Below are 17,172 nucleotides of genomic sequence, written 5' to 3' on the forward strand. Positions count from 1 at the left end.
CCCGTAACGCACCCCGCTCCCTCTCGCTGCTATGCCTCGCGCACTACTCTCTGTTTCCGATAAATCAGGACTGATCGACTTCGCTCGTGGACTCACCGAGCTTGGGTGGGACTTGGTGTCGACTGGCGGCACTGCGCGTTCGCTTCGCGCCGCTGGATTGACTGTCGCCGACGTCAGCGATGTCACCGGCTTTCCCGAAATGATGGACGGCCGTGTGAAGACGCTGCACCCAGCGGTTCACGGCGGGTTGCTGGCGCGCCGCGACGTGCCCGAGCACATGGCCGCGATCGCGGAGCATCATATCGAACCGATCGATCTCGTCGCCGTGAATCTCTATCCCTTCCGTGAGACCGTCGCGCGAAAGGGCGTGACACCCGAGCAGGCCATCGAGAATATCGACATTGGCGGTCCGAGCATGCTGCGCTCGGCGGCCAAGAACTTCGAGTCGGTCTGGGTTGTCGTCGATCCGACCGATTATTCGCGAGTTCTCGCCGCTCTCAGTGCGAAGGACGACGATCTAGATCTACGCCGGTTGTTGGCCGGAAAGGTGTACGCGCACACGGGCGCGTACGACGGTGCGATCGCGTCGTGGTTCGCCATCCAGCGCGAAGAGAAATTTCCCGAGACGATCGTCGTCTCGTTTGGCCGGGCGCAGTCGCTGCGTTACGGCGAAAATCCGGATCAGGCCGCGGCGTTCTACACGGAGCGCCCAGGCGTTGGACTCGCGGCGCTGCAACAGCGCGGCGGTAAGGAACTGTCGTTCAACAATCTCCTCGATCTCGAAGGCGCGTTGCTCGCCATCGATCCGTTCGACGGAAGCACTGCGTGCGCGATCGTGAAGCACACCACGCCGTGCGGTCTCGCGGTTGGGACCTCCGCGATCGACGCGTATCGAAAGGCGCTCGCCTGCGATCCCGTGTCTGCGTTCGGTTCGGTCGTCGCCTTCACGGTTCCGGTGGATGATGCGACGGCGGACGCTGTATCGAGCCTGTTCGTGGAGTGCATCGTCGCCCCGAAATTCAGCGACGGCGCAGTCGAGATTCTCGGTCGAAAGAAGAACCTCCGAGTGCTCGAAGGTCGCGCGACGTGGGGCAGCGACGGCGGCACCTCGAATCTCGACTACAAGCGTGTTCGCGGCGGCGTGCTCGTCCAGGAGCGCGCCCCGGTCGTGATCGACGACACGGAGTGGAACGTGGTGACCCAGCGCGCCCCAACGGACGCCGAGTACGCTGATCTGTTGTTTGCCTGGAGGGCGGTCGCGTCGGTTAAATCGAATGCGATCGTGCTGGTCCGCGACGGCGCAACGATCGGCATCGGCGCCGGCCAGATGTCGCGCGTCGACGCGGCGTTTCTCTCGGTCCACAAGGCTGAAACCGCAGGGCACCTGACCGAAGGAGCAGTTCTCGGGTCGGACGCCTTTTTCCCGTTCCGCGACGGCGTGGATCAGGCCGCGAATGCCGGAGTCAAGGCGATAGTGCAGCCGGGCGGCTCGGTACGCGACGCCGAAGTGATTGCGGCGGCGAACGAAAGAGGCATTGCGATGGTATTCACCAAGAAGCGGCAATTTCGTCACTAGAAGTACGCCCCAATGGGCGACTTGCCAGTGGCGTAACCTCTTCCGCTCCATCATTTTTCAGGATTCCCGCCCCGCACCTTTTGCGGGGCGCTTGCTGTCGCACACATACCGATCGACATGGCGACCTCAACGACCCTCGAGCTGGACTACCGACCGTCGTACCGCGCGGCATTCATCGTGTCGCTCGCGACGCTGGTGCTCTACCTCGTCACGCTCGCGCCCTCCACAGCAATGTGGGACACGAGCGAATACATCGCCGCCGCTTACACGCTCGGACTTCCCCACCCTCCGGGCAATCCGCTCTTCGTCATCATCGGCCGCGTGTTTTCGATTCTGCCGATTGCCACGACGGTCGCGGTGCGAATCAACATCCTCGCCGCGATCTGTAGCGCGATATCGGCGGGAATGTGGTTCTTGATCACGGAGCGCGTGCTCGTGAGTTGGTTCCCGCAACGCTGGCAGCGCATCCTCGGCGGCGTGGTCGCGGCGCTGATCGGAGCGACCGCGTTCACCGTGTGGAACCAGTCGGTCGTGAATGAAAAGGTCTACACGGTGTCACTCGTTGGCATCGCGATCATTTCGTGGTTGATGATCCGTTGGTCCGACGATCCCGATGGTCGCAGAGCCGATCGGATTCTCGTGCTGGTCGCGTATCTGCTCGGACTTGGATACGCGAACCACATGGCCGGCATGCTCGCCGCACCAGCGGTTGGTCTCGCGGTGCTGATCGTCCGTCCGCGCACGATCTTCCGCTGGAAGCTGTTGCTTGCCTGCGTCGGCATGCTGCTGTTCGGTCTCACGCCCTTCGCCACGCAGCCGATTCGCGCAGCGTACTTCCCGGCGATCAACGAAGGCGAACCCACAGCCTGTCGCACCAAGCTCGAGTTCTCGTGCACCTTCTCCAAGGGCACGATGGACGCGTTCAGCTACAACTTCAATCGTGGCCAGTACGGTAAGCCGGAACTCTCCGAGCGTCAGGCAACGTTCGGCGAACAGCTCGGCATGTACTGGATGTACTTCAAGTGGCAGTGGATCCGCGACGCGCATGGCGAGAACCCGTTCGTTCAAGCGCTGTTCGCCGCAGCCTTCCTCGTGCTAGGCTTGTTCGGCGGTTGGGTACACTTCCAAAGGGACAGGCGAAGTTTCTGGTATTTCGGCTCGCTCATGTTCACCATGACGCTGGTGCTGATCTACTACCTGAACTTCAAGCTTGGCGCGTCGCAGGATCAGGCGTCGCAAGCGCCGCACGAGGTGCGTGACCGAGACTACTTCTTCCTGTGGAGCTTCTCGGCGTGGGGTGTTTGGGCTGCGCTCGGACTTCTGTACGTGTGGGAGTCGATCGCGTCGCTCGTCAAGACGGAAACGGTGAAGGTCGGACGCGAGAGCCAATCAGTGCCGACGCTGCGTGCGTGGCGGATGACGTCTCCGATCCTGCTGCTCGCCGCCGTACCGCTATTCGCAAACTGGCATTGGGCGTCGCGGGCTGGTCATCGTGACACAGCCGACTTTGCCGCCGACTTGCTGAATTCCGTCGAGCCATACGGCGTGCTCGTCACTGTCGGCGACAACGATACCTTCCCCCTGTGGTACGCTCAGGAAGTCGAAGGCATTCGCCGAGACGTGATCGTGGCGAATACGTCTCTGCTCAACACCGACTGGTATGTTCGCCAGATCATTCGTCGTCCGGCGTACGATTACGATGCGGCGAAGGGCCCGGCCATCTATCGCAACCAGCAGTGGGTCAAGCCGACCACGCCGCCGATTCACATGACGATGGCGGACGCTGATTCAGTGCCGGCGTACTATCAGCTGAACGCGCCGATGCAGTTCAGCTCCGGTCCAATTCACGCGACGATCAATCCGCAGAATCTCGATCATGGTGTGCTCCAGCGCGCCGACCTGTTCGTGCTGCGCATGATTCAGGACGGTTGGCCGCAGCGCCCGATCTACTTCGCGCGCACCTCCGGCGGCTATGCGCGTTCCCTTGGTCTCGGCGACAACGTGCTCACGCAAGGCTTGGCCTCCAAGCTCTTTGTGTCGCCCACGCCGGCCACGGCCAAGGACACCGTGTACGTGCAGGGTGACGGATGGCTGGATCTGCCGCGCAGCGTCGACCTGTGGAAGAACGTGTTCAAGGGTCCGCAGTCGGTGCTCAACACCGGCGACTGGATCGATCGTCCGTCGGTGGGCATTCCTTATCTGTACGTCGCGACGGGAATGGAACTGGCCGAAGCGCTCAAGATGCGCGGCAGACTTCCGGAAGCGCAGGCCGTCTTCAATCAGTCGAAGCAGGTCGCAAAGACCGTTCGCCTGGACGACCTGGTTCGCGGGGCCGAGTCCGAGTTCTCACAGCCGATCGGAGATACGGCTGCGGCGCAGTTGCTGCCCAAGCCGCCCGCCGCGGCGCAAACCACGCCGACGGCGCCAGGCGGAAAGGCTCCCGCCGCTCCAGCAGCTCCGCCGAAGACAAAGAAACCTTAGTAAACTCGTAACTGAATCGAGGCCGAAAATGCAAATGCGAACGGCCGCCTTTCCCCCCCGGGAACGACCATTCGCACGTGCATCCTGCGATTCGAGTTTACTGACGATGGTACGCGATACCGCGTCCCTGCGCCTTCTCGATCGCGACGACCATCCCCGGAACGAGCGTGACGCCCGGAAGAATGTTCGCCTTCAAATCGGCATACACCGCATCGGCAGGTAAGTTGCGCGCCTGAGCGAGCATGCCTGAAAAGATGGTGAGCGCGTTGTTGCAGAGGATGAAGGTTGCGCCACGTTTCTGCATCGATTCGATGCTCGCCTGCGGCAGGGTCAGCCCCAGCGCAACCGGCGCAACACGCCACGGATTCGACGTCGCCGGCTTTCCGGTCGTCGCATCGTTGCTCTCGAGGAATTCGCCGAGACGGTACTTCGCCCACACGGCGTCATTGAGACCGTAGAACGTCGTGCCGCCGTAGAACGTGAGAATGCCGTTGATGTCGTGGTCCTTGGTGGCGTACGCCTTGTTGTACGTGTCGTAGTAATTCATCAAATGCACGAGCGGAACGCCGCCGACAGGAGCCGGCGTGTCGAACAGCTCGCGATGCTTACCGTTGAGCTTGTCGAGCCATGCGTCGTTCAGTGATGTCGGCGAGGACACGGCGGCATGAGCGGGCGCCGCGGCGGTCGCGGCGGCGATTGCCAGGGCAACCACGGCGGCAACAGTAAGGCCGGCAAAGAGCCGCCGGGCATACGTGGGTCGCATGAGAGTTTTCTCCTGAGGATGTGCGCGATGCGTTCTGAGCCACCAATGCCGCGCGCAGTCGGCGGGTGGTTGTCAGATACTGCGCGCATTCATCGCACAACCCGACACGCGACTTTCACACGCGTGGTGTGTGTCGCGCACAATCATTTGCTCGCGCGTTTCTCCACGGGCAAGATCCCCAACCGACGGAAGCGTTCGTCGTTGGCAACCGATGCAAGCTCGCGCCGCGCCGTCGCGTGCATCCAAACGCCGCCCTCGAAGCCGCGCCCAATGGCTTCACTCCACAGCGCGATTGCACGCTCGTGATCGCCCGCAATACCGGCGTACCGCGCGAGAAATGCGAGGTAGTCACCGCGTCGATACGCGGGTGCTTCACCGAGGTGCTGACGCGCGAGTGCGGTGTCGCCACTGAATGCCGCTGAAACTCCCCAGAGCCCGCGGAACCGAATGTCGTTTGGAAAATCGTGGACGAGAGACTCGAAATACGGCGCGGCGTCGTCTGGCGCGCCACGATCGAGGTGAACTCGACCCATCCAATAGCGATGTGCGCGATTCGTCGGATCGCGCGCCAGCTGATTCGCCAACCAGGTGATTGCTCGGTCGTAGTACCGCGGCCCACCGGGATAGCCGTGAGCTTCGAGCTCCTCGCCAATGACGGCGAGCATCGCACCCTGACTCCAATACGTGTCCGGCGGCAGCGCGCTCGCACTCTCGACGACCGAATCCGCGGCTTTCGAATTTCCCATCGCCGCGAGCGCCCGCACATGATGCACCCATGCGGCGCGAGCATCTGGATACCGTCGGCGCATCTCTTCGGTGGTCTTTAATTCGACAGCGAAGTCTCCCTTGAGATGCTGCGCGTGCGTGAGCACGTACCAGTACGGCGCCCATCCCTTCATCACGCCCTTGTCGGGATCGATGCCGCGCAGCGTCGTGAGCGCGTCGTCGACCTGACCGAGGTTGAGCGCCATCGTCGCAAGCGTGTATTGCGCACGTCCGCCCGGCGCGACGGCCGCTGCCTGCCGCGCCATCGCGAGCGCACGCGCCCCGTCGCCGGCGAGCATGGCTTCGGTGTACCGCAGCGTGAGCTCGTGATACGGATTGAGTCGGGCCGAGCGCGTTCGCAGCGCCTTCACCAGCGAATCGGCGCGTTCGTAGTCGCTTCGATTCATGTACGCCGTCGTCGCATAGACGAGCGGAACCGTGAACGTGGTGTCGCTCCGCCACGCGTCGATGAACGCATCCGTCGCCGATACGTAGTCCAGTGCGTTGAAGCGGTCGATGCCGCGCTCGAAGAGCCGATACGCTTCGTAGGTCGGCGGTTCGTCGATGAGACCAGGAACGCTCGACAATCGCTGATCCGTGCGAATCGCGAATACGGCCATCACACGATCGCGCAGCTGTTGGATGCCGGCACGGATCGAATCGCGATTGACTTCGATCGGCGGCAGCGCCGCGAACACTGTTCCACTGCGAGCGTCAGTGATCTGCACCTGGAATCGGACCGTCTTTCCGTTCAGGTAGTACGCGCCGGTTACGAGCGTTTGTGCATCTGCCTCGCCGGCGAGCGCGCGAACCGGATCGGTTCCACCGTGAGCAGCCGCCGCAACGGATGCTTGTAACGCCACCGGCCACGGTACAACTGCAACGCGGCCCGTCTGATGAAGTCCCTGCGTTAGCCAGTCGCCCGCCATCCTTCCCCACACCGCAAGCGATGTGTCGCCCGTTTCGTTGGTGAGAGGCGCAACCATCACCGGGCCACTCGCAAGCGAAGGCGAGTGCGGTCCAATCGCCTTGAACAGGACCAGGCTCACGAGAGCGAGCGCTGCAGCGATCGCTGGCCAAATCCATCGCGCCCGTCGGCCAACGCGGATGCGTATGGCACGTTCGTCGATCGTGTCGATACTCGTAAGCAGTTCGGCGCCGTCAACCGGCCGCTTGGCTGGATCCGTTTCGAGACAGCGTTCGATCAGCTCACGAAGGGCGCGCGGAAGAGACTTGGACAAATCGCCAGCGCGCTTGCCCCGGCCAGCGAGAGTCTCAGTCGCGACGATTGCCCACGAATAAAGATCGGCGCGTACGTCCACGCCCATACCCGCGGCCTGCTCCGGCGCCATATACGCCGGGGTGCCGACGACGAAGCCTTCCGCGGTCTCACCAGTGCTGCGGAGTTCGAGACTCAGCTTCGCGATTCCAAAGTCCATCAGAAACGCGTGGCCGGCGACGAGGAGAATGTTGTCGGGCTTGAGATCACGATGCACGAGTCGCTGCTCATGCGCATGCGCTAGCGCCGCGGCAATGTCACGCAGCAAGGGAAGCGCTTCGTCCGGTGAGATCGGCCCGCGTGCAAGGCGCTCGCGCAGCGTCTCTCCACCGACATACGGCATTACATAGTAGAGAAGCCCGTCCGCGTTACCAGAGTCGATCAGCGCGAGAATGTGCGGATGCGACAGCCGTGCGAGAATTTGAATCTCGGAGAGAAAGCGATCTGCGCCGATCCACCGTGCGACATCGGGCCGCAGCACTTTGAGCACAACGAGCCGGTCGTGCTTGCGTTCGTGCGCGAGGAATACGGTCGCCGCCCCGCCCTGGCCAAGCACCGCATCGATGCGGTAGCGGCCGTCGAGCGCGGCGGCGAGACGAAACCTGATCTCGTCAGGAGTCTCGGGCGCGAGGAGATGCGTCGGAAGCGCTTCATCGAGTACGCCGCGCCGATCGGCAGACGCCAGCAGACCGATGACCTCGAGGGCGATCGCTTCGCTCGGCGCATTCGCGCGCACCCAATCCGCCCTCGCCGCCGGCGCTTGATCCAGCGCACCGTCGAGCAGGGCGTCGACGGCCTCCCATTCGCGCGCCCCTTCAGGACCCTCCGACGTTCGGCCCCCCTTTGTCTCCATAGACCTCTCGGTAGAGCCAGGCACGCGCCCTGACCCAATCCCGCTGCACAGTGCGAGTCGTGACCCCCAACGTCTCGGCGATCTCGTCTTCGTTGAGCCCTCCGAAAAACCGGAGCTCGACTACACTGCGTAATCTCGGGCTCTGAGCCGACAACCGATCGAGCGCATCATCGAGCGCGACGAGTTCGTCGACCGCCATGCCGTCGGCCGCCACTGGAAAATCGAGCGGAAGCGGCGTTTCCCCTTGGCCACGCTTTCTCGCCCCCCTCCGGCGAGCGTGGTCGACCAAGATCTGTCGCATCGCCCTCGCGGCGATGGACATGAAATGCCCGCGATCACGCGCCGGAATGCCACCGCTTCCGACCAGCTTCAGATACGCCTCGTGCACCAGAGCCGTAGGCTGCAGCGTGTGGCCGGGGCGCTCGAAACGCAGCACACCTTCCGCGGCGTGTCGGAGCTGCTGGTAAACGAGCGGAAAGAGCCGGTCGACGGCGTCGTCGTCCCCAGCGCTCAGGCGCGCCAACAGGTTCGTGACCGGACCTGGCGTATCCGTCATCGGATGTCCTGTCGGGTTCCGCCAGCTGTTTGCGCAGCTAGAGAAGGCCCGTCGCGTGGAGCGGCGTTCATGAAACCATACGCCTGAGAGGGACTCATGCGGACCATCTATTTGCCTTTGCTCCTGGCAATCCAGGGCGGGGCGCACGTGTCGCAAGTGTCGCGTCAGGCGCAAGCTCCGGCGATCCAAGAAAACCTCGGCACCCATCACTACGCCGTCAATGCCTCGCCCGAGGCGCAGCGGTATTTCGACCAGGGCCTCCGGCTTCTATGGGGTTTCAACCATGCCGAGGCAATCCGCTCCTTTCGAGAGGGCGAACAGCTCGATTCCACGTGCGCGATGTGCGCATTCGGCATCGCGCTCGCGCTCGGACCGAACATCAATGCGGCCATGCGGCCCGCAGACGCGGAGAGTGCGCTGGCGGCTGCCCAGCGCGCCCAATCTCGAGCGCGCGACTCGTCGGAAGTCGCACTGATCGACGCGTTGGTCGAACGATACACGTCAACCGATCCAGCTCTTCGCCCTCGGCTCGACACGGCGTATGCGAGAGCTATGCGCAAAGTCGTTCTTGCTGCGCCACGAAATCTCGAGGCGCGCGCGTGGTACGTCGACGCATTGATGAATCTGAGTCCCTGGAATTACTGGAACGCTGATGGTTCAGCTCGGCCCGGCACGCGTGCGATTCTCGCGCAGCTCGACACGATTCTGAAAGCCAACCCGGATCATCCCGGCGGCTGTCACCTCTTTATCCATGCAGTCGAAGCCAGGTTCCCAACTCGTGCCGTTCGTTGTGCAGAAAGATTGGCGAAGCTGATGCCCGGTGCTGGCCACCTCGTCCATATGCCGGCACACATCTACATCCGTGTCGGACGATATGCGGATGCCGTCGACGCGAATCGTCACGCGGTGCACGCCGACCAGACGTCGCTCGACACTCCTGGCGCCCGGAAGCGCGGCACCTACGCGTCGAGCTACTATCCGCACAATCATCATTTTCTAAGTTTCGCCGCGTCAATGATGGGCGCGAGTCAACTTGCGATCGATCACGCATTCCAAGCGGCCGCGAATGTCGACCCCGGCGTCGCCGCCGAGCTGCCGTGGGTCGAGGCAATCACGCCAGCGGGCTATTGGACACTCGTGACCTTCGGTCAGTGGGACCGCATTCTCACCGAGAACGCGCCGCCGCCCGAACATCGTTTCGCCACCGGCATGGCCTTCTATGCACGTGGCGTCGCATTCGCCGCCAAGCATCGATGGGCTGAAGCCAACGCCGCGTTGGATTCCGTCGGTCGAATTGCGTTCACGTTTCCGACGAGCGACAACGGCACCTCACTATTGATCGCCGAGCGCGCGCTGGCTGGCGAAATCGATTTGCGCCGCGGCGCATTGAGTGCGGCGGTCCGTTCATTTCAGTCCGCGGTGCTGCTCGAGGACGCGATGCTCTACAGCGAACCACCAGTATGGTACTACCCAATGCGTCACTCGCTCGGCAAGGCGCTCATCCTCGCCGAGCGATATCGCGAGGCCGAAGCGGTGTATCGCCGCGACCTCACTCGTTTTCCTGAGAATGGATGGTCGCTCTTCGGCCTCGCCCAAGCTCTGAATGGGCAACACCGGCCGACCGAAGCGCAGGCGGTGCTCAAGCGCTTCGATCGCGCATGGGCAAAGGCCGATGTCAAGCTCACCGCGTCGCGCTTCTGACTTTTCTATATCGGCTACATCCGATGGTTCATGTGGTCCATCGAGGGTTGGTCACCCATTGCGCGCATGCCGATTCCCGCCGGTCGCAACCGAAGGAACACCAGACCACCAACCGGCGTGCGAGAACCGTAAACACTACTCAGGGAAGACGGGACGATATTGAGAGTTCCCATACCGCCAACGCCAACCGTCGCTCCTCGAAGCCCAAATATCTCGCGAATATATCCGAGCGACACCTGGCCGACGTCGAATTGCCTCCCCGAAGCAAAGTTGAATGGAGGCACGTCGACGACGAGGTCCTCTGAACTCTTTCGCGCATATTCGGCGCGACCGAATACGGTATTCGAACGATCGAGAATCGCTTCTGACTCCAGTAACACGCTGCTAGACGACGCGTTGATCGACCAATCCGAGTTTGTGCCGTACAGCAAAGTCGTCGCCCACTGGCCGTCGGCACCGACTGGTCGTCCATAGATCGCCGACACCGTGGTGCGATGGATCGTCTCATCAGGCATCGCGGCTTCTGGACTCTTTATCGAACCGTACCCCGCCGCGAAGCTCCAGCGAGCACTCGGATTCACGGTGATCCGCCCGGAGTACGAATCGAGTCTCATCGGCTCGAAGTTCCAGCGACTGTCATCTGGCTCGCGCCCGTTGAACGCCGATCCTTCGACCTTCCACGTGTGCGTGAAGATGCCCGCGGTCACGACGCCGAACGAAATGTGCGTGGCATCTTGCCAGTGATGGCCAATCGGCGCCAGTGGGTTGTCCATCGCCGATGGCCGGTGCATGAACGCCACTGGCCCGAGCGCCGGTTCACCCGCTGGCGCCGCGTATAGTTCGATGCCTGCGTCTTTCGAGATTGCCCGCTCATACATCGCCCCGAGTTCCATCCAGAAATCATGCGGGTGCTGTCGATCATGCAGCGGCGACCCTCGATAGCTCTCGCCAGTCTGAAGCAGTAGCGGATAGCCGCGCGCCGTCACGGTCGCGGGATCCAGACTGAGCATGGTGCGCGCCTGAAAGCGGCCGCCAGCCAACTCGTGGCTCGCCATGAACATCCCCCAATTCAGCGACCCAAACTGTGAATCGCCGCGTGGACCACCCTGCTTGTCGTACTCACCGAAAGCGAACCCGTGGAGCATCATGTCCCAGTTGCCCGCCGTAAAGTGACGCGATGGAAGCGGGACGGCATCTGGGATCCAAGTGGTCCCCGAACCCATCCGATCCATCGAAACGCCTAACGGCTCTGGCACTGCAGCGGGCTTCATGGACGAATCCGACATTCCCGGCATGCCAGCCATGTCGTGCTGTGCGCTATCGACGCGCGCGACGCTATCGCGCGGTGGTTTTGTTGGACGTTGTGCCCCGAGCGCGACTGCGCTCGCGGCGAAAAGGAAACTGCCGAGGCCTATACATAGAATAGGTCGCCGGCCGCCAATCAGTTTGAACATTGATTCCCGAGATGAATTGCCCTGGCGCGCCGTCAGCAACGACACAACGCGTCTTCTCCGCGCGCGCGTGCAACGGCACGGGCGCGGCTCACGAACACCGAATTGTGAGAAGGGCTATGCCTTGGGAGGCGGCGTCTCGGGCGCGATGAAGCGCGTCAGCAACCTCTCGGCCGGGCGATCAATGAGAGAACCCTGAATGATGCGCGCGTGTGTCTGGTACGCCGTCGACCCGACACCGATCGTCGAGCACGTGGCCATCGCTTCGCAGCAGTGCGGCTGCGTCGGCGTTTGGCAGGGTTCGCCGACTTGTTCAACCGCTTCTCCGCTCGCGGCCGCCATGTGATGTCCCATAGTCGACTCGTGATGCGACACGCCGGCTGTCATCATCGTGCCGCCGTGCGCGGAACACGCGGTATCAGCGGCAAGAGCGTTCAGATTCAAACTGAACGCTGCGGTCAGCAGGCCAACGAGCCGTCGTAGGAACATGCGTCAAAGATAGTCTCATACATCCACATCGCGACAACCATTCCAAGGATCGGCGCCGCCCAGTAGAGCCAGTGCGCCGTCCACGTGCCCGACGCGACCGCAGGTCCCAGCGAGCGCGCCGGGTTGAAACTGCCCCCCGTGAACGGTCCGGTGACGAGCGCGCCAACGAATACAGTCGCTCCAATCGCGATCGGAGCGATCGCCTCAGGTACTCGTACGTCCGTCGATACCCAAACAACGACGAGGGCGAGGAGCGCCGAGTAGCCAGCCTCGATTGCGAACACTTGCGGCACAGGCAACATCGGCAACGTTGCGCCCAGATTCGCGATCGGTCCCAGCAGCCAACCGAGCAGATACGACGCGGTTACCGCCCCGACCGACTGCGCGCAGACGTAGGGCACGACATCTCGCGATGAAGCACGCCCTATCGACCAGAAACCAATTGTCACCGCAGGGTTGATATGAACTCCGCCCAAGCGGCGACTCATCGCAACGATCGTCGCGACGGCGAGACCAAAGGCAAGTGAAATCCCGATCTGGCCAAACGCGTGCGTCCGCGCCGCAATCATCACAGCGCCGGGCCCGATCATCACAAGGCCGAACGTCCCGAGTGCTTCAGCGGCGCAACGGCGCATCAGTGACGCTTTCATGCGCTGCGCGTCGCGACGCCACCCGACCGCAGAAACTCGGCGAAGTCATTTGGCAGCGTACTCGCGATGATTCCACCCGCCGCCTTTTCGAGGTCGTAGTCGACACGGCGAAAGTCGACATCGACGCGCGATCCATCGACATCGATCACGACGTAACCGGCTCGCCAATCACCGTCTTTGGGTCGCCCGACAGTGCCCGTGTTGACGAATCGGACGTCGTCAACGATGCGCTGCCACGCCTTGTGCGTGTGGCCGAACGCAACGATGTCTCCGGCCCGTGCGCCAACCCCGCGGGCGAGTGACGACAGGAAATCGTCTGAACGATCCTCAGTCACATACACCGTGTTCAAGGCATGATTGCCGTGAACGAGCATCAGCGTCGGACCTGCGCAATGCCCACCCAGTGGCCGAAGATCGATTCGAAACGGCAATGCGCCGAGCCACTCCTTGTTCGCCATCGAGACCTGTGCTCGCGTCCACTCGTACGACAGATGCGACAGTGCTTCCTGGCGCTCGTCTTCGTATCGACAGCCGCAATGCTTGTAGTTCGTTGCGACAGTCGAATCGTAGTTGCCGGCCACACCGGCAATTCCGGCCTTGGCGATTCGATCGATGACTTCGTTTGGCCACGGCGCGTACCCGACCAAATCACCGAGGTGATAAGTCACGTCGGTGTCCCCGCGACGCTGAATGTCCGCGAGCACGGCATCCAGCGCGGGAAGGTTCGCGTGGATGTCCGAGATGAGCGCGTACCGCATCGCTATTCGACTCGCCCAAGCAACGTTGTCGCGGGATCACCGTCGGGCTTCGTCGCGCGAACGAATGCGCTGATGAACTTTCCATCGATCTGCTTTGCGAATGTCTCGGGATCGAGTCCAGAGCCGATCAGGAACGCCGCCGCATCTTCGGCTTTGTACACGCGAGTCGGTTCGATCTCAACACGACGGAAACCGGCGTCGGCAAGAAGGTTCCGATACTCGAGCTCTTCGAGCGCGCCCGCTACGCATCCGATCCACAGTTCCATGCTGCGTCGCACTTCGGCGGGTGCCTCGCCGCGAACGACGACGTCAGATACCGCGAATCTTCCGCCTGGCCTGAGAACACGAAATGCTTCGCGGAGGACACGTCCCTTGTCCGCCGACAAATTGATCACACAATTCGAGATGATGACGTCGACCGACGCATCAGGAAGCGGAATGCTTTCGATCTCGCCTTTCAGGAACTCGACGTTCGTCGCACCGGCCTTTCGCTTGTTCTCATTCGCCAGCGCCAGCATCTCGTCAGTCATATCGAGGCCGTAAACCCTGCCAGTCGGACCAACGCGCTTTGCCGAAAGCAGTACATCGATCCCGCCGCCTGAACCGAGGTCGAGTACGACCTCGCCTTCGTTGAGCTGAGCGAGCGCGGTCGGATTGCCGCAGCCGAGAGATGCGAGGAGTGCTTCCGCGGGAATCCCCGCCTTTTGCCCGTCGTCGTAGAGATTGGACGTGATTGGGTCCCAGGCGTCGGTCGTCGCCCCGCAGCAGGCGCTCGATCCGCAACACTCGGCATCCGTTGCGCCTTGTGTGACACGAAGCGCCGCCTGTCCGTATTTCTCGCGGACGGAATCTTTCAAGTCGTCTGACATCGGCACCTCCATCGATTTTTCTTGATGGATTAAGGAAATGAAAAACACTCAATCACAGCACACCGTTCGCGTCGCCAATCGACGCGTGCTCGGCTTCATCGCATCCAGTATCCCGCGCGCGTCGGCAATCGCTTCGGCGTTCAACGAGTAGTAGATCCAGCGACCTTCGCGTCGGCCCGAGATGATTCCGGCGTCACTCAACGTTTTGAGGTGCCACGAGAGCTTCGACTGCGCCATCTCGAGCTCATCCATCAGCTCGCACACGCAACGCTCCCCATTGAGCAGGAGCCCGATCACCTCGAGCCGGATTTCATCCGACAGCGCGTGAAAGAGCGCGGCGGCGCGTGCAGTATCGATCGTGGCGGTAGCGACCATGCCGTTAACGTAACGAGTTTTCTTGATTGGTCAAGCCAACGTATCTTCCGACATGATCCTCGCTATGCGCCACACTTCGTTGAGCGTCCAATGCTGAGACGCGACCGCGTCTCCGCGATCGCCGCACTGCTCATCACCTTCGCGTGCGGCCGGACGCACGCGACAGCGGTGTCGCCGAGTTCGGCTCAACCGCCTGCGTTCATGATGGGAGAGTTCGAGGATGATTACGGCGAACGTCATTCGATCGCGGCCGCGACATGGTTCCAGCGTCCGCGCAATCACTACGACATCGTTCGTTGGGCCACGACACAGCGCTTTCTCATCGCACGAAATGATTCGACGAATCCCGGCCCGCGCGGACGCTGGTCACGCATCGATTGGGTGAAGCTCGACGGGATGTCGCCGTACCAATGGGCGTTTTGCTTTAGCGCGTTTGACGCCCGTTCGGCCGCCGCGGCGGAATCGGTGACGGTCGCGCATCCCGAGACACCGAGAACTGGGTGTAACGGTCACCCCTACACTCGCATGCGATTGATCTCGCCGCACTGAGTAGTGCGGCGCGGCATCGTACGATCGCTCGCACGCGTGCTGAAGTTCTATCCCGGATGCGTCGATCGTGTTGCGGCGTACCGCAACCGATTGGCCGACTCGCCAAGTTCTCTCGTTGCGCCGCCGCTCGCGAAAACGTTCCCGATGGTCGATCAGTGGTGCATCGGCGCCGGCGTGATCACGAGCGCAGCGGTGACACCAATCACGACCAGTGCAAGCACGAGTTCTCCGGCGATTGAACGCTCGAGCATCGCCGGTCCGGCATCCCGAACTCTCGGCGTAACGAACTTCCAGTTGCGCCATCCAAACCCAGCGACGGCGAGCACGAGCAGCACTTTGATGATGAGGAGCCGGCCGTAGGTCGTTCCGCTGAGTTCATCGATCGACTGCAGGTGCGTCAACGACGACACGACGCCACTGGCGACAACCGTTGCGGTGCTGATCAAGGCAATGGGTGAAAAACGGGCGAGCAGCGCCACGACGGCCGTGCCATCGAGTAATTCGCCGTCGTTGCTTGAACGCCCGATGGGCCCGAGCGCGCGACGCTCCGCAACGATCGCAACGAACAGCACCGCGAGCGTGCCCAACCACGCGCTCGCACCGACGACATGCAGCACATCAGCGGGCAACGTGACGAACCGACTCGAATGCCCGGACATTGCGTGGCTCGCCAGCGATGGCGTCACCGCCAAACACGCTGCGAGCGGAAGGGCGACACGCCACCAGGCGGCCGAGTCGGCGCGGGATGCACGCCGAAGCGAAACGGCGAGACAGAGCGCAACCACGACTTGCCCGGTCCAAACCACTCCCCACGACGAGCGCACAATCAGCTTCGCCGCGACTCCTCCCCATGCTTCGTCGGGAAAGCGCATCGTGGCGGTCTGGAAATAGAGACGTGCGATCGCTCCCAATACGACTGCGCCCGCGGCAAGAGCGCCGAACCTCGCCGCGTGGCGCCATAAGCGTTCTCTGATCGAACGCGAAAGTCCCGATCGCTCCACCACGAATCCGCGAAACACAACGGAACCAACGGCGCCCAGAACTCCGGCGAACGTCAACCAGCGACCTACAAAGCCGACAGCGGTGACGAGTCCAAACGATGACTCATCCACGACAGATTACCGGACGGTGAACATGAATTTTCCGGTCGCAGGATGTCCGTCGTCAGCCATCGCGCGCCACATGACGGTGTACGTTCCCGCCGCGAGCGTCTCCGAAACGCTGACAACCGCCGGCGACAATGGGGCCGATTCAACCGACACGACGCCGATCTTAGCCGCTTCGCCGTGCGGGTCCACGAGTCGGACAGACGTGGTCGCGGCCGAGACGGACTCGGTGAACCACAACTTGAGGCTCTTCGGACTTGCCGCGACAGTGTCGCTCACGCCGGGCTCGGCGCGCTTCAGCGCGAGATGGAACGACCGAGGCGTCGCAACGCGCGCCGCGTCGGACGATGACGCCGCCGAAAACACCGCCGCGAGGACGAGCGCGACGACCGGGAGAACGAGACGAACTGATCGTGATGCAGACATTCAAATCTCCTAACGGATGAATGCGAGCGACAAAGAATCGCGGCATCGCGCGAACACCGCACGGCACCGCAGGCCAGATTGGAAGTAGCGAGAAGAGAATCGCGCCGCGCTATGCGCGCGGCGGCCCGGTCGTATATGGTCGCGCGTATTCCGGAGACGGACGCGAACGCGCAGGCGCGGTGGCCGAGAACCTCGCGGTCTCGAAAGCCACGACGGTGGCGACATGAACTCCCGGAAGAGAGATCGTCGCCATGCTCGCGGAGCAGCCGCCGATGCACGAGCAGCAGTGCTCAGTGTCCCCCGGTGGCATGCCGTGCTGCGCCGCGTCGGATGACGCCGCGGCACTCGTGCCGCCATGTGCGGGGTGCGACGCGGAACCGTGTGCCGTCACTGCCAGGCCATGGGCCGTGCACAGCCTCAGCGCCGCTGGCTCCCCCAACGTGAGTGGAAGCCAGACGCCAAGCACGGTCGCCAATAGACGGAACAGCCCGGAACGTCGCAGCACGCTGTAAGATGAAACAGTCC

General features: G+C 62.6%; 16 protein-coding genes. 5 read left to right on the forward strand and 11 right to left on the reverse strand.

Annotated features, from left to right (window positions below; translation table 11 throughout):
- Window positions 1–31: 31 nt before the first annotated feature.
- Window positions 32–1,576, forward strand: a complete 1,545-nt coding sequence (gene purH / locus AC6H4Z_RS15365) for a bifunctional phosphoribosylaminoimidazolecarboxamide formyltransferase/IMP cyclohydrolase (RefSeq protein ID WP_497542837.1) — start codon at window positions 32–34, stop codon at window positions 1,574–1,576.
- Window positions 1,577–1,693: 117 nt separating this feature from the next.
- Window positions 1,694–4,057 carry a glycosyltransferase family 117 protein gene (locus AC6H4Z_RS15370; protein WP_497542838.1) on the forward strand — a complete coding sequence of 788 codons (2,364 nt, stop codon included), beginning with the start codon at window positions 1,694–1,696 and terminating at the stop codon, window positions 4,055–4,057.
- A 97-nt stretch (window positions 4,058–4,154) separates the two neighbouring features.
- On the opposite strand, the gene AC6H4Z_RS15375 is transcribed toward AC6H4Z_RS15370, so the two are convergent.
- The 3 genes from AC6H4Z_RS15375 to AC6H4Z_RS15385 all read right to left on the reverse strand — a co-directional run bounded on the left by AC6H4Z_RS15375 (window position 4,155) and on the right by AC6H4Z_RS15385 (window position 8,273).
- Complete coding sequence (locus AC6H4Z_RS15375; RefSeq protein ID WP_497542839.1) at window positions 4,155–4,820, reverse strand: hypothetical protein; 666 nt, start codon at window positions 4,818–4,820, stop codon at window positions 4,155–4,157.
- Between the two features lie 143 nt (window positions 4,821–4,963).
- On the reverse strand, window positions 4,964–7,717 hold the full coding sequence (locus AC6H4Z_RS15380) for a protein kinase domain-containing protein (RefSeq protein WP_497542840.1): 2,754 nt from the start codon (window positions 7,715–7,717) through the stop codon (window positions 4,964–4,966).
- Window positions 7,680–8,273, reverse strand: coding sequence for a sigma-70 family RNA polymerase sigma factor (locus AC6H4Z_RS15385; protein ID WP_497542841.1), 594 nt, complete (start codon window positions 8,271–8,273; stop codon window positions 7,680–7,682). The genes AC6H4Z_RS15380 and AC6H4Z_RS15385 overlap by 38 nt, the downstream gene beginning before the upstream one ends.
- A 96-nt stretch (window positions 8,274–8,369) precedes the next feature.
- On the opposite strand from AC6H4Z_RS15385, the gene AC6H4Z_RS15390 reads away from it, so the two are divergent.
- A complete protein-coding gene (locus AC6H4Z_RS15390) occupies window positions 8,370–9,974 on the forward strand; it encodes a tetratricopeptide repeat protein (protein ID WP_497542842.1) in 1,605 nt (534 codons plus the stop codon).
- A 14-nt stretch (window positions 9,975–9,988) separates the two neighbouring features.
- Here AC6H4Z_RS15390 and AC6H4Z_RS15395 read toward each other — a convergent pair whose 3' ends face one another.
- The 6 genes from AC6H4Z_RS15395 to AC6H4Z_RS15420 form a co-directional block, all read right to left on the reverse strand.
- Window positions 9,989–11,428 (reverse strand): hypothetical protein, encoded by a 1,440-nt coding sequence (locus AC6H4Z_RS15395; RefSeq protein ID WP_497542843.1) that lies wholly within the window; start codon window positions 11,426–11,428, stop codon window positions 9,989–9,991.
- A gap of 114 nt (window positions 11,429–11,542) precedes the next feature.
- Window positions 11,543–11,914, reverse strand: coding sequence for a hypothetical protein (locus tag AC6H4Z_RS15400; protein ID WP_497542844.1), 372 nt, complete (start codon window positions 11,912–11,914; stop codon window positions 11,543–11,545).
- A complete protein-coding gene (locus AC6H4Z_RS15405) occupies window positions 11,884–12,564 on the reverse strand; it encodes an MIP/aquaporin family protein (protein WP_497542845.1) in 681 nt (226 codons plus the stop codon). Before AC6H4Z_RS15405 ends, AC6H4Z_RS15400 begins: the two co-directional genes overlap by 31 nt.
- Window positions 12,561–13,322: a metallophosphoesterase family protein gene (locus tag AC6H4Z_RS15410; RefSeq protein WP_497542846.1), complete on the reverse strand. Its 762-nt coding sequence runs from the start codon at window positions 13,320–13,322 to the stop codon at window positions 12,561–12,563. The genes AC6H4Z_RS15405 and AC6H4Z_RS15410 overlap by 4 nt, the downstream gene beginning before the upstream one ends.
- A gap of 2 nt (window positions 13,323–13,324) precedes the next feature.
- Entirely contained in the window at window positions 13,325–14,191 is an 867-nt protein-coding gene (locus tag AC6H4Z_RS15415; RefSeq protein ID WP_497542847.1) for an arsenite methyltransferase, read from the reverse strand.
- A gap of 48 nt (window positions 14,192–14,239) precedes the next feature.
- Complete coding sequence (locus AC6H4Z_RS15420) at window positions 14,240–14,566, reverse strand: ArsR/SmtB family transcription factor (RefSeq protein ID WP_497542848.1); 327 nt, start codon at window positions 14,564–14,566, stop codon at window positions 14,240–14,242.
- 90 nt (window positions 14,567–14,656) lie between these two features.
- Here AC6H4Z_RS15420 and AC6H4Z_RS15425 point away from each other — a divergent pair, with 90 nt between their 5' ends.
- The gene (locus AC6H4Z_RS15425; RefSeq protein ID WP_497542849.1) at window positions 14,657–15,115 is read left to right on the forward strand and encodes a hypothetical protein; all 459 of its coding nucleotides are present in this window, start codon (window positions 14,657–14,659) and stop codon (window positions 15,113–15,115) included.
- 152 nt (window positions 15,116–15,267) lie between these two features.
- On the opposite strand, the gene AC6H4Z_RS15430 is transcribed toward AC6H4Z_RS15425, so the two are convergent.
- Window positions 15,268–16,227: a CopD family protein gene (locus AC6H4Z_RS15430; RefSeq protein WP_497542850.1), complete on the reverse strand. Its 960-nt coding sequence runs from the start codon at window positions 16,225–16,227 to the stop codon at window positions 15,268–15,270.
- A 6-nt stretch (window positions 16,228–16,233) separates the two neighbouring features.
- A complete protein-coding gene (locus tag AC6H4Z_RS15435; protein WP_497542851.1) occupies window positions 16,234–16,647 on the reverse strand; it encodes a copper resistance CopC family protein in 414 nt (137 codons plus the stop codon).
- A gap of 20 nt (window positions 16,648–16,667) precedes the next feature.
- Here AC6H4Z_RS15435 and AC6H4Z_RS15440 point away from each other — a divergent pair, with 20 nt between their 5' ends.
- A complete protein-coding gene (locus AC6H4Z_RS15440; protein ID WP_497542852.1) occupies window positions 16,668–16,874 on the forward strand; it encodes a hypothetical protein in 207 nt (68 codons plus the stop codon).
- Window positions 16,875–17,172: the final 298 nt, after the last annotated feature.

The organism is Leucogemmata humicola (assembly GCF_055379415.1).